This is a genomic window from Parahoeflea alexandrii (assembly GCF_027214025.1).
Classification (GTDB): domain Bacteria; phylum Pseudomonadota; class Alphaproteobacteria; order Rhizobiales; family Rhizobiaceae; genus Hoeflea; species Hoeflea alexandrii_A.
This window is the reverse complement of record NZ_JAPWHB010000007.1, coordinates 60,030-73,274: the sequence shown is the minus strand read 5'-3', so window position 1 is coordinate 73,274 and position 13,245 is coordinate 60,030. Positions and strand designations below refer to the sequence as shown.

Genomic DNA, 13,245 nt, shown 5'->3' with positions numbered 1-13,245 from the left:
AGGAATTGACATGACGGATGAACGCGAACTGACGAAATTGCTGAGTGAAAACGGCGAACTGGTGACCGAAAGGCTCGATCATTGGGCGGCCGTTTCCGGTGAGCAGGTCTTCTTTCACTACGGAGAAAACGACCTGACGCTGTCCTATGCCGAATTCGCGCGACAAACGGATGCCATCGCCGGCAATCTGATACGGATCGGCATCCGCAAGGGCGATCGCGTTTCGGTCTTCTGCCGCAACATGCTGACCAGCACGCTGGCGATGTTCGGAATCTGGAAGGCCGGCGCCCTCTATTGCCCCGTCAATTTCGCCTATTCGGGACGGCTGCTCGCCTATCAGTTGAACGACACGGCGCCCCATCTCATCATCGCCGATCAGCAGATGGTGCCGGCCCTGAATGGTGTCGCTGCCGAAGTCCCCGGCGAACCGAAGGTGGTGATCTATCGGCCGCAGTCTGGCGATCATGATTTTGCCGAACAGATCGAAGGGCTCGATTCGCGGCTTACGGGTCTCAACTGGACCGAACTGCTTGCGGATGCGCCCGCGCCCGGCATCAGGTTGTCCTTCGACGATCCGGCCAATCTCATCTACACCTCCGGTACGACCGGTCCCGCCAAGGGCGTGGTGCAGCCGCATCGGTGGATGGCGCAATATACATTCGGGCCGCGCATGCTGCTCACCCAGGACGACGTGATCTATAACGACCTGCCGATGCATCATGTCGGCGGCGCCATCGCCAATGTCTGCCGGGCGGCTTGGGTCGGGTGCGAAGTCGCGGTCTGGGACCGGTTCAGCCCCGATGGTTTCTGGTCGCGTATAGCCGCACGCAAGGCTACCTCGGCGATCCTTCTCGACGTCATGATACCCTGGCTCAGCAAGGCGCCGGCGCGCGGAGATGATCGCCACAACACGCTCAACAAGGTGCATATGCAGCCGCTCGCCTTGCAGCATCATGACTTCGCGACCCGGTTCGGGATCGATATCGTCACGGCCGGCTTCGGCCAGACCGAAAGCGGCCTCGGACTCTGGGCGGTGATCGAAGAGACCGACGAAAGCGGCGGCACGCCGGCGACGCTCTATCGCGGCCATTCCCGCGCCGAACTGCGGGACATTGCGGCGCGTTTCGGTATGCCTGTTCTGCCCGGCGCTTCGGTAACCCGCAAGGGCCTGATGGGTACGCCGACCTCGTTCGTGGAGGTGACAGTGCGCGACGAACATGACGCGGAATGCCCGCCGGAGACGGTCGGTCATCTGACCTTGCGACCGCGCCTGCCAGGCACATTCCTGCAAGCCTATCTCGGCAAACCCGAGGCGACGGCGACGGCCTTCCGGAATCTCTGGTTTCACACCGGCGATGCGGTGCTGAAGGGAGCGGATGGCATGTTCTATTATGTCGACCGTCTGGGCGACCGCATCCGGGTGCGTGGCGAGAATCTCTCCTCCTTCCAGGTCGAAGACATGATCAACCAGCATCCGCAGGTGCAGATGAGCGCAGCCGTGGCCATTCCAGGGCGCGAGGGTGACGAGGATGATGTTGTCGTCTTCATCGTCGCGGTCGAAAATGCCGACCTGTCCGAGGACGCGGTGCATGATTTCGCCCGCCGGACCATGCCGAAATATATGCGGCCGGCGCATATCCGGATTGTCGCCGACCTGCCGCGGACCCCGACCAACAAGGTGGAGAAATACAAGCTGCGACAGCTGGTACTGGAAGAAGACGGCTGATCACCCTTCCCTCCTGCGAGGGGTCTGTCGCAAACATTCTACAGAATTCGGAGATCGTGTCCCACGGCGTGGTGTAGCTTCTGCGCTCGCCGTGGGACACGATCCGCTTGCCGGCATCGAGATGGTTCAAATGATGCGCAAGCGACGAGGCAGATATTCCTACAACCCCAGCCCATCGCTTGCAGAGCAGTTCGACGCTCTGGCAGTTTCCTTCTGACCACGAATCCGCAACGGCTCTTTCTCGGCCACACCAAAAGCTTGCAACAGAGCCCTCCTGCTGGCCCAGAGTCGGGGGGCACCTCACAACCTGAACAGGGCTAACTTGTGAACGCGGACAATTAAGGGAGCACGTCACAGTCTCCCGGCGAGATGGAATAACAGAGACGAATTTCAATTGGTCAGGCTTCAGGTTTCAATCGGTCGGCAATTGACTTTCAATTGGTCGAGAATGTATTTTCAATTGGCCGCATGGAAAGAGGCTGCTGAATGTACGACCGTTTCGCGAAAATCAGGATTGAGGAATCATTGGCGGACACTCGTGTCGTATTGATATCGGGTCCCAGACAGTCCGGGAAAACAACACTTGCGACAGATATAGCAGCCGATAAAATACCTTTTTTCACGCTGGATGATACGACCGTACTCGCGGCTGCGACTAATGATCCGGTTGGATTTCTGCGGGGACTTGATCGCGCTGTCATAGATGAAATTCAGCGTGCACCCGACCTGTTGCTGGCTATCAAGAACGAGGTCGATCGCGACAGGACCGCGGGCCGTTTCCTGCTTACGGGCTCCGCCAATCTCATGACACTCCCCAAAGTTGCCGATTCACTCGCCGGCAGGATGGAAGTCGTGAAGCTGCTGCCTCTGTCTCAAGCGGAAATAGTGGGTGCCAGGTCGAAGCTGCTGAACAACGCGTTCAAGGGGCTACAGCCGACCGTAGAGAGTGTTGTGCTGGGCAACGACCTGATCGAAATGGTCCTGGCGGGCGGATATCCAGAGGCGATCTCCCGCGAGAAATGGGGCCGAAAGCAGGATTGGTACCACGGCTATGTGGACGCAATCGTCCAACGCGACGTTCGTGATGTTGCACAAATCGAACAGCTTGCCATCATGCCCAGGCTCTTAGGCGCCCTGGCAGAGCAATCGGGCCAGCTTGTCAACTACTCGTCCACAGGCGCAGCGGTGGGGCTCAACCACGTCACCACTCAAAAGTATCTCGGTATATTCGAAAGCCTGTTCATCGTTCACACGCTACAACCCTGGTTCACCAACAAACTCAAACGTCTGACCAAGTCGCCAAAGCTCCATTTTCTCGATGCGGGTCTCCTCGCAGCGCTGAGAGGCATCTCTCCGGATGTCGTGCGGAAGGACAAGACTTCTTTCGGAGCGATCCTCGAGACGTTCGTCTTTAGCGAACTGCAAAAGATTTCAACATGGAGCGAACAGCGGTGCTCGTTCTCCCACTACCGGGACAAGGACAAGAACGAGGTCGACATCGTTCTTGAAAACCGGCGTGGGGAGGTCGTGGGGATTGAAGTCAAATCTTCCGCGACGGTTTCGTCATCGGATTTTTCAGGCATGCGGAAGCTTGCGGCAGCATGCGGCGACAAATTCATCCAGGGAATTGTCCTCTACGACCATGATAAGATCGTCCCCTTCGCAAAAAACATGTTCGCCGCACCGCTTTCCAGCCTGTGGTCCTCCAAGTGAAGACCGGCAAATAACAGCGCTGTTGCAAAATCAACCGGATGCGCTGTGCTGCACGGGGCACCGTTGATGACCGAAGACATGACGATCGGGACTCGCTTGGTGAATACAACGTTGGTACTGGTTTGCCGTATTGAATCACCGGGGTGAATGCCATGACCATTCTTGTTTTTACAGGCGGCTTGATGGGCGCAGCAGGCGTTGCATTGTCAGCCTATGGAGCCCATGCAGGCGGCGGCAATGTGACCACGGCTGCCCAGTTCCTGCTGTTTCACGCACCCCTTTTCGTGGCGCTGGGCCTTGCTGGAAAGTCCGGCCGGGTCCGGGGCGCAGGCGTTGGCCTTCTATGCCTTGGGCTGGTGCTGTTTTGCGGCGATCTGCTGATGCGTCATTTTGCCGGCACGCGATTGTTTTCAATGGCTGCACCGTCCGGAGGTATGGCAATGATCGGCGGTTGGCTGGTGATTGCGATCTCCGGGCTGATGACCAAATCCAGGTAGGCTGATTTGTTGCCAGGCAATGTCCCCGGCCTCGGGCTGAGCACCTTCGCGAGTCACGGCGCCAAACAGGTTCCATCCACCTTCGCTCTGAGCCCGCTGGTGCAGCGACCACCGCATCCTTATTCTTCCTCGCTCTCCGCCCCGGCCGAAAGCGGTTCATTGTGAACATCCTGGCGGCTGAGCAACCCGGCGTCCTCCAACGCTTCCATATCGGGCAGGTCCCGCAACGTCTCCATGCCGAATGCGGAAAGAAAGTGTTTCGTCGTCACGTAGGTATAGGGCGCACCCGGCGTCGGGCTGCGCGGGCCGGAGGAAATAAACCCCGCGCCACGCAGCGAGCCGATCACGTCACGGCTGACTTCCTTGCCAAATATCTTCGACAGCTCTCCCCGGGTCACAGGCTGGGAATACGCAATCGACATCAGCACCATCGCCTCGAACTCGGACAGTGCTGCGGCCCCTCCCCGCGTTGGTGCCTGCGAAGCCCGGATCGCGTCCGCGAAAGCCGAACGGCTCCGGTGCTGCCAGCCACCGGCCACCGAGACCAGTTCATAGGGCCTATTGCGCAACTCTTCATGCAGATCGTCAATCAGCAGGTCGATGCTGCAATCCCTGCCGACCACCCGCGCCAGAACCTCCCGCGTGACAGGCTCGCTCGACGCAAAAATCACGGCCTCGACGCGCAGCATCCATTCGCGCCAGCGCAGCTCCGGCGGCAGGGCCTTGAGCTCCCGATCAAGGAGACGTTCGCCTCCGTCGCTTGATCGCCCCCGTAGTCCGGGCCTGGTTGTGCTGGTTTCGGCCATCGTCACAACCCGAACATCCGGAATGATGTGCGGCCGGACATCTCCCGGACGGCACCGAAACTTTCCAGCCGCTCAAACAGCCGGGTGGCGGCCCAGCGGGAGAGATTGCTGCCGGGTGCGGATGCCGGCACCGCGTCCTCTTCAAGCAGTGTTTGAAGCACGCCACCGGCCCCTTTGGTGCGCAGTCTTGGCGCAACCTCCCTCAGGGTTTCGGCGCGACGGGCAATCTCGCCGGCCGAACGCATGCCGCCATTGGTGCCCTCGACCAAAGCCAGGCAGACGGCGCGGGGAAATCCCGCCTCACCCGGACCCACGCGCCCCCTGCCACCGATGGTCCGGAACGCAGGCCCATAACGCTCGGCCATCAGCATGGGCACCGGCCGATCCCATTTCAGCATCGTGGCAATCAGCATGTCGGCCAGCGCCCAGGCCAGCGGCTCGGCATCCGGGCGCACGGTTACAATGGCCGTCACCAGATCGGCCGCGGCAAAGGGAGGCGACCGTCCGGACTGGATGGCTGCATCAACATGATCAACTGCCGCCCCCAGCCCGTCATCCCAGGCGAGGCCCATCAGATCGGCCAGGTCGGCAACAGCCTTGGACGAAACGGTGGATTTTCGGCTGGCGAGCCTTTTGAAGGCCAGAAACAGCTTTCCGTCCGGGCCGGGATCGTCACCGGCAGCGGTCAGCAGGACCGCATCGCGCAGGCCCGCTTCATCCTCGCTGCGGCCCATCAGCCGCACGGCGCCGGAGGCGCATCTGAGCGCCTGGCGAGAGCGCCAGCAACCCGCCCAGACGGGCTCGGTGCGAACGAGATCATCCAGTGATTTCAGTGCAATGCCCGCGACAAAGGCAGCGTCCGCTTCGGCAAGATCGCGTCCGCGTGGCAATGCCCAACCGGGTATTTGCGGCAGCGATGCAGCGGCTGCAACAGAGCAAGACAGGTGTGATTCCATGATCCGGACCATATATCCGGCGTGCGGTTAATGCCACAATTATCGGCGTAAAACGCACAGCTTGTCGCGTACATTATATGAGTGATAATGTTGCATTATCGTTCATAATGCTCTTTATAGAGGAAATGGCCTCTAACATCGAGCAAAACACCGAAATTGACGCCCGGCAGCACTCAGCGCCGTCCCACAGCACGGCGGTTTCCGGTGATGTTTCCGCACAGGACGTCTGTGAACCAGACCCCTCCCCCTTGCCGGCCCATCTGCGGGATCTGACCGATCGCGCCCGCGGCTATGTCGAGGCGGCCAGTTCGGCAAACACCCGCCGCGCCTACGCCTCTGACTGGAAGCACTTTACCGCCTGGTGCCGGCGCCAGAACCTGTCCCCGCTTCCGCCCGATCCGCACGTCGTCGGCCTCTACATTACCGCCTGCGCCACAGGCGCGGCCACCGCTTCCGCATCTGGCCCGGGAACCAAAGACAAAAGACCAAACACCGTCTCGACCATCGAGCGTCGGCTCTCCTCGCTCTCTTGGAACTACATCCAGCGCGGTCAGCCGCTTGATCGCAAGGACCGGGCCATTGCAACGGTACTGGCCGGCATCCGAAACACCCATGCAGCACCTCCCCGCCAGAAGGAAGCAATCCTGCCCGAAGATCTGATCGCCATGCTTGAAACGCTGGACAGGGGACATCTGCGCGGCTTGCGTGACCGGGCGATGTTGCTGGTCGGTTTTGCGGGTGGCTTGCGCCGCTCGGAGATCACCGGGCTCGATCTTGGCCGCGACCAGAGCGAGGATGGCCGGGGATGGATCGAATTTCTCGACAAGGGCGTTCTGGTCACCCTGCGCGGCAAGACCGGCTGGCGCGAGGTGGAGATCGGTCGCGGTTCGGCCGAAAACACATGTCCGGTCGCCGCCCTCGAGACCTGGATCAGGTTGGGAAGGCTTGCCAGGGGCCCGCTCTTCCGTCGCGTGACCGGCAAGGGCAAGACTGTCGGACCGGATCGGCTCAACGACCAGGAAGTGGCGCGGCTTGTCAAAAAGACGGCGTTGGCGGCCGGCGTTCGCGGGGATTTGTCGGAAATGGCCCGGGAGCAGCTGTTTGCCGGCCACTCGCTGCGCGCCGGCCTCGCCTCCTCCGCCGAGGTTGACGAGCGCCATGTCCAGAGGCAACTCGGCCACGCAAGTGCTGAAATGACGCGCAAATACCAAAGACGGCGCGATCGTTTCCGCATCAATCTGACAAAGGCTGCGGGCCTTTAGACGAGAGCTTTCCCCAGGGTGCCCACCCCCAAACATGCCCCGCTTGCCTCAAGGAAAAATGGCACCGGCTGTTTCGGGCGGTGGACTGACAAAGCCGCAAACTCTGAGCGAACCGAAAAGCACTCTATCGGTAGATCATTGAACGCAAAACGCCGCTGAAAACAGCTCCTGTCGGGCTTCCCCTACACTCCCGCCATCAGGACATCGACAGCGCGTGTTATCCGATCGCCCTGGTCCGCCACATTTCCCATCCGCTGCAGACTGGGTCTACGCACCGCCGCAATCAGCCGCGTGGCAAGGACAAGATGCATGCCGTCAAAATGGATTTCAGGGTTTAGCTGCTTGACTGCAGGGTAGTCCGCCAGAAGAGGAATGACGACCACGGCCGGATCAGATGGCAGCAGATCGCTTTCAACCACCACCATCAAGACACCGTTGTAGCGCGCAACATCAAACCGGCTCAGTTGTTCCACGAAGATCCACCCGGCGCCGCAATGATATCGGCCAGAGGGTGCCCATTGTGCTCGTGCCATTGTGCTTGCGCTGCAAACGCCTCGGCGTTTTCAGCTACCCATTTCTTCTGCCGCGCTTCAGCAATGGCCTTGAGAAGGGCAGCTTCAGCCACCGCCGACACATTGATCTCAAGTTCCTTTGCACGATCGAGCGCATCTGCATCAAGCGTCAAGGATGTCTTCCGCTTGGGTATGCCAGCCATGATAACGTGTTCCATTTTTATACCGGTAAAATATACCGCTCTGGAGTACGGCGCAACCCCGAGACCCCTCACCCGGCCCGCCTTTCGCCTGGTCCGTTGGCCCGGATCTGCGCCATCAGCATCGGTCCGAGCGAGAATTCACCGCGTTCGGCACGGCTGGTCAGATCGCGCAGGTAGCCGCCGGCGGAGTTGATGTGGCCGGCGCGCTCGAGAATACAGGCGATGATGGTGGCGGCATTTTCAGGCCCGAAAACCGCGCAAGCCTCCTCATAGGCCGAGGGCGACACACCCAGCATCGAGCGGACAACCACCGCGGCCCCCATCAGATCGCGCCAGCTGCCGATTGCCCCGCCAGGCCCGTAATCACAGATCTCGCGGCAGGCCGACAGAACCATGCCAAGCGGAAATGGCTTTTGGCCAAACGCGGCCTCGCTCCCGCCTTGCGGCCGCGTTTTCTCCGCATGACCGCCCTGCCCCATCCCCGGTGCAGCAGATTTTATCTCCCTTGCAGCAGGTCCCACTTCATTTTGCTCAAGGGTATCCGGATTTCCGCCTCGCCTTTTTTCCAAGGCTAGTTCAGATTCAGATGGAGAGTCTGGTTTTGAATTCTGTTTATGACGCTCATTTTCATAGGCATTGCCGCTTGATTTGGTTGTTTTAACCAGGCTTTCCAACTGGTTGAGGATATTTTCACGCAGGAACTCGATCTCATCGAGCGCAGCAGTCACCGCTTCCAGCGAGGGCTTGCGCGGATAATCGGCAAAAATGGCGCGATACTGCTCCTGAACACCGAGCCAATCGCCCGCGGCACCTTCCTCAAGCGCGGTTTCGATCAGCTTGATCACATCACGCCGGCCGATCGTCAGCCGCTCCTTCATGCGCCGCATGTGCAGGCGCTCGGCTTCCACTTCCGCGGCCAGCTGCGCGATCTCCTCGGCACGGGCCAGCAGCGGCTTGAGCGAGAATCCAAAAGCCTCGTCGATCTCCCCTGCCCGGCCGCGCCTGGCAAACCGCTTGCCATTGGCGCTGTCCTTGCGCGTGAGAAGCCCGGCCGAGACCAGCACGGCAAGATGGCGGCGGATGGTCTGCTCGGCCATGCCGTTGGCGCGGCGCGACAATTGCGCGTTCGAGGGAAACACGATCAGGCTGTCGCCGGCGGCAAGCTCGGCTTTGGGATAGAAGCTGATCAGCGCCGAAAGCACCGCCAGGGCCCGGTCGGTGATGCCCAGGCGCGGCCTTGCTTCACACAGCGCCTGGTAGATCTTCCACTTGTCGACGCTCGCGTCTTCATCGATCTCGGCGGCCGTCATCTGGTCTGCCAACATGGCATAGGTCATCGACCGCCGCCCGAAGGGCGTCGTGATCTGATCCAGCTGCATTTTTCTCACCTTTCAAAAAGGCAATAGAAATTCATTCGCCAAATTGGCGCCAAAGACTCTTGACTGTGATTCGGGGAAGTGCGATTCTCTAGCTGCTAGACACGAGAAGGGCTTCCACGACGGCGACGTTTGGGGGCCTTTTTCTATTGCGTTGCACTAACTCCGTTTGTCGTTGGTTTTCGCCTTGATCTGCTTGAGATAGGCGTCGTGAATGGTTTCCATTTGTCCGGCCAGATAGGCGACAAATTCGGGCGGAACCGATTTGGCAAAGCTCATCCGCGCACCCGCATTGCCGTAGCTCACCTCGGCCAGCTTCATGCCCTTGGACATGATGGTTTCGCGCGGCTGCGGCGCCTTCGGGTCGGGGGCGGTCGCCTTTTCGAACATCGCCGACAGCGCCAGGGCAAAGCGGTCTTCGCTCGACATCTGCGCACCGGTGCCGGCCAGCAGCTCCTCGACCATAGTGTGCGCCTTGGGAAAGGCCGTCCATTTGTCCACCAGCTCGAGCCAACGGCGGCGGCCGATCTCGGGCGCCGGACCGATGGCGTGCAGCAGGCTTTGCGGCAGCGTCGCGGCAATCCGGATCATCTCGGAAACATGCGACTTGCCGGTCGACAGCGAGGCACAGATGGTGGCCCGGTCATAACCGGCCTTTTCCTGCGCAAAGGCAAAATTGCATTTCTCGATGAAGGTGAGATCGTTGCGGGCCGAGTTCTCCTCGCCCTGAAAGACTATGGCTTCGGCATCATCAAGCGGACGGATGATCGCCTTGAATTTCAGCCCCAGCTTTTGCGCAGCGGCCATCCGGCGGCGGCCATAGACGATTTGGTAGCGCTGCGGATCATCCCTGAGCGGGCGCACCAGGCCCGGCACGATCTGACCGCGCTCGCGCATCGAATCGACGAGTTCCGAAATCGCGGCCTCGTCATAGGCTCCGGCAAACCGGTCCGGAATGCTCGACGGCAGGATTTCGGCAGGATCCAGTTCGCTGACATAGCCGCCGTCTTTGAGCACCCGTTCGGCCAGTTCGCCGCGCTCCTGGATCTGGCGGACGCCGGCGGCGACCTTCTTCAGATGCGGCGACGACATCACCCGTTCGCGCGGCGCCATGGCCTGCCCTGACCCGGATGGTGCAGCGGATTTGGCCTCGTCCTGATCATCGTTGAGCTTGCCCAGCACATTGGCGAACATGCCTTTGGAATCTTTCCGGCTCATGTGCGTCCCCATGCATTTGTCAGCAGATCCTCGATCTCTGCATTGACACCATTGATCGATTCCATCGCCCTGTCATAGGTCTTGGGCGCCGAGAATCGCGAGCGCTGCACCTCATACAGGCTCTGCTTCCAGGTTAGCGCATCTGCCACGGCTGTGGATTTTATCACCGTGTTGAGCAGCAGATCATTGCCGAAAACCTGCCGCATCAGGGCCATCATATTGGCCTGCGGATGGTCGTTTGGCTCGAATTTGGTGATCAGGAATTTGGCAAAATCCCACTCGGCCCTTGTGCCCATTTCATTGAGGATCTGCATATAGGATCCGGCCAGCTCGAGAAATTTCGCCGTTGAGTCGACATCGAGCATGTGGGCGGGAACCGGAATGAGAACGCCGGTCGCAGCCGTCAGCGACGACAATGTCAAGAAGTTCAGTGATGGGGCCGAATCCATCAGGACGACGTCGTAATTGTCCTCGACTTGGGCAATCGCCTGTGCCGCACGCAACAGGAATTCGGTGCCACCGGTCTTACGCATTTCAAGCGCCACCGCGGTTTCGAACTCGGTGAGTTCGAGACCTGCGCAGATCACGTCAAAGCCTTCGATATGGGTCTTGTGGATCAGCGACTGGGTCGGCACCGGGTCATCAAAGCGGATGGCGGAATAGAACGTGTCGCCCTCGCGCGGATCGAAATCGGCCAGCGATCCGTGCAAGGCAGTCAGCGAGGCCTGCGGATCGAGATCGATGGTCAGCACCCGGTAGCCTCTCAGCGCCAGATAATGGGCGAGATGAATGGTGGTCGAGGTCTTGGACGAGCCGCCCTTGAAATTGGTGACCGCGATCACCTGGCAGCTCTCGCCTTCGATACGGCGCGGATTGATCCATTTCTTGCGGCCGTTTTCGGCCAGCAACATGCGCAGTTCGAGAATCTGTTCGACGGTATAAAGCCGGCGGCCATTGGCGGTAACTTCCGGTTCAGGTCCCCTGCCCTTCAGTGATATCTGCCGGATATAGGCTTCCGTCACCCCCAGCAGGTTTGCCACTTCCGAAGAGGCAAAGGTCCGCATGATGCGGTGCGCATTGGGCGGAAACTGCGCCAATGACAAATTGCGCAAGGCGTAATCCAACTTGTTGGAAAACGTTTGCATGAAGTCCAGACTGTTTAGATGCCGAGTCAACGTGCTGCTCCGTGTGTGCTACGCCTCTGTATTGCCCGGTATGGTTAACAGAAGGTTAAACACTTTATGACTACGCAAAAAACCGAAAATTTCGCAATTTGTCGTAGCTACACATATCCCGATTCGGAAGTTTCGGGAAAGAGCCCGTGATTGCACCTGAAATCCGAAGAAGCTTGGGTTCCCCGCGGGGAACTTTCCGGGTTGCTCGCTTCATTGACAGGCATTTTGCAAATGACGGGAGGCCATTCGATATCCAGTTCGCCAACCGAGACTTGAGTGCCTGGCAACCGAAATAGCACCATTTGACGGGGCCGTGGGGCGGTGAGTTCCCCACGGGGAACTTTCAGGCGACTGTGCATTCGGCGTAATAGTGATCCAATATGATTGTCCCAGATTAGCGCCCCCTGTGAAAGAACGGGCCTGATTGAGCAGAGAGAATTGTCGGCTCTTCGCAACTCATACAAAGTGACCACGGATGATCCAAAAAGTCGGGCCACAGGCATCAACGGCCCAGAAGACTATCAAGGGCATACCCAGGGCGAGGCGCATGTGTTGTTTGGTAGATGACGAAATCCGCATCGTACTGGAAGGCCTTCGCACAGAAGACCGCATTCCCGCAAACCCTTCGGCAGCTCTGACGCCAGTCAAGCCAGATCGTCGCGCGCAACAACTGGACAGGATCTGACCAGTCCGATCAACTCCACTGCAGGTTCTTCCGCCAGTTCGCCGATGGTCTTGCTGATTGGGTCAAGCCAAACGCCGGATTGTCCAAACCGCGCGACCTGCAATGCCGACCCATCCGGGGCGACAAACACCGATCGTGATCCACCGCCATAGCCAGGGCTCCATCTCAAGTTGAGGGGATTATCTCGTCGGACCAGACTAGCCGAGCATCGCGGGCGGCTTCGGCGAGAGCGCGTCCGGTATTGCAGATCTCAGCCGGGAGAGATGTGTCGAGCTGATCCGCAGCACGCAGTACAGAAGGAAGATCGTAGGACGCATAGCTTGATTGGCCGGTAAGACGGCGCGAGCGCGCCAGGCGGCTTAAATGATCAAAACCCACCGGTCGGAAGAAGCCGGGCAGGGCCTTCACTCCGCGCAGTTGATAGATCACATCATAACGCCGGATTGCCTTGTTCAACCCGGTGCCTTGGGCGTTCATTCTTCCCTTGCAGATATCGATTCGCAATTCACCTTCGGTATAGTCGGTGATGTAAAGCAGCCTGTCATTGATCGTTTCGAAGTTGTCGTCGGGGCGCTCGTTGGTGTCAGAGTCTGCATCTTGCGGCTTGGCGTCGGGACTGTCCTGAACCTGGCGCAGCCAATGGTGAACTGCAGCCGGTACTGCCGCCGTCGCGGCAAGGATCCGCACGGGAATGACGCTACCCTGCGAACTCCCAACCGGCCGAGGAAAACCTGCGGCCGGCCGGAACGTGGTATCGTCATGTCGGGCGAAAGCGCCTGCTCGGCAGGCCCGGAAATACTTGTTTCCAAAGCGTGGATTCAAACCCTGCTTTGTTTGCGAACAAGCGGCTCTCAAGCGGGGGGTTACAAGGGATACCGAAGAGCCAGGCGTACTCGTAGAAAATACCTAACTCAGAATGCAGGGCATATCCCTCCGCGAAACGATGGGGGACTGGGTCGTCAGCCAGATAGGAATAACGCGCACGCGTACAATTCAGTTGCAGAGGCCCACTTGCCCCATTGGCAGCCACTCAGGACGCTTCTTGACGAGTGGATAAACGGCCGTACTGCAACAGGGCTCCAGCACGCCCAAACTCCCCTTCGAGCGCCGCCCTTA

The 13,245-nt window shown here is 59.6% G+C and carries 12 protein-coding genes; 4 read left to right on the top strand and 8 right to left on the bottom strand.

Translation table 11 applies throughout. The annotated features are described in order from the left end of the window. Positions 1–10: 10 nt before the first annotated feature. The 3 genes from O4H62_RS21915 (at position 11) to O4H62_RS21900 (ending at position 3,936) form a co-directional block, all read left to right on the top strand. Positions 11–1,726 (top strand): AMP-binding protein, encoded by a 1,716-nt coding sequence (locus O4H62_RS21915; RefSeq protein WP_269390996.1) that lies wholly within the window; start codon positions 11–13, stop codon positions 1,724–1,726. A gap of 486 nt (positions 1,727–2,212) precedes the next feature. Continuing rightward, positions 2,213–3,439: an ATP-binding protein gene (locus O4H62_RS21905; protein WP_269390995.1), complete on the top strand. Its 1,227-nt coding sequence runs from the start codon at positions 2,213–2,215 to the stop codon at positions 3,437–3,439. A gap of 152 nt (positions 3,440–3,591) precedes the next feature. Beyond that, positions 3,592–3,936 carry a DUF423 domain-containing protein gene (locus O4H62_RS21900; protein WP_269390994.1) on the top strand — a complete coding sequence of 115 codons (345 nt, stop codon included), beginning with the start codon at positions 3,592–3,594 and terminating at the stop codon, positions 3,934–3,936. Between the two features lie 119 nt (positions 3,937–4,055). Here O4H62_RS21900 and scpB read toward each other — a convergent pair whose 3' ends face one another. Continuing rightward, on the bottom strand, positions 4,056–4,742 hold the full coding sequence (scpB, locus tag O4H62_RS21895; RefSeq protein WP_269390993.1) for an SMC-Scp complex subunit ScpB: 687 nt from the start codon (positions 4,740–4,742) through the stop codon (positions 4,056–4,058). Between the two features lie 2 nt (positions 4,743–4,744). Beyond that, positions 4,745–5,698, bottom strand: a complete 954-nt coding sequence (locus tag O4H62_RS21890) for a DUF1403 family protein (protein ID WP_269390992.1) — start codon at positions 5,696–5,698, stop codon at positions 4,745–4,747. 125 nt (positions 5,699–5,823) lie between these two features. Here O4H62_RS21890 and O4H62_RS21885 point away from each other — a divergent pair, with 125 nt between their 5' ends. After that, positions 5,824–6,960 carry a site-specific integrase gene (locus tag O4H62_RS21885; protein ID WP_269390991.1) on the top strand — a complete coding sequence of 379 codons (1,137 nt, stop codon included), beginning with the start codon at positions 5,824–5,826 and terminating at the stop codon, positions 6,958–6,960. Positions 6,961–7,142: 182 nt separating this feature from the next. Here O4H62_RS21885 and O4H62_RS21880 read toward each other — a convergent pair whose 3' ends face one another. From O4H62_RS21880 to O4H62_RS21855, 6 genes are all read right to left on the bottom strand, one after another. Next, a complete protein-coding gene (locus tag O4H62_RS21880; RefSeq protein WP_269390990.1) occupies positions 7,143–7,433 on the bottom strand; it encodes a CcdB family protein in 291 nt (96 codons plus the stop codon). After that, positions 7,421–7,675 carry a type II toxin-antitoxin system CcdA family antitoxin gene (locus O4H62_RS21875; protein ID WP_269390989.1) on the bottom strand — a complete coding sequence of 85 codons (255 nt, stop codon included), beginning with the start codon at positions 7,673–7,675 and terminating at the stop codon, positions 7,421–7,423. The genes O4H62_RS21880 and O4H62_RS21875 overlap by 13 nt, the downstream gene beginning before the upstream one ends. 68 nt (positions 7,676–7,743) lie before the next feature. Next, positions 7,744–9,054, bottom strand: a complete 1,311-nt coding sequence (repC, locus tag O4H62_RS21870; RefSeq protein WP_269390988.1) for a plasmid replication protein RepC — start codon at positions 9,052–9,054, stop codon at positions 7,744–7,746. A 156-nt stretch (positions 9,055–9,210) separates the two neighbouring features. After that, on the bottom strand, positions 9,211–10,269 hold the full coding sequence (gene repB / locus O4H62_RS21865) for a plasmid partitioning protein RepB (protein WP_269390987.1): 1,059 nt from the start codon (positions 10,267–10,269) through the stop codon (positions 9,211–9,213). Next, positions 10,266–11,444, bottom strand: coding sequence for a plasmid partitioning protein RepA (gene repA / locus O4H62_RS21860; RefSeq protein ID WP_269390986.1), 1,179 nt, complete (start codon positions 11,442–11,444; stop codon positions 10,266–10,268). Before repA ends, repB begins: the two co-directional genes overlap by 4 nt. Positions 11,445–12,294: 850 nt before the next feature. After that, a complete protein-coding gene (locus O4H62_RS21855) occupies positions 12,295–12,816 on the bottom strand; it encodes a hypothetical protein (protein ID WP_269390985.1) in 522 nt (173 codons plus the stop codon). Positions 12,817–13,245 lie beyond the last annotated feature (429 nt).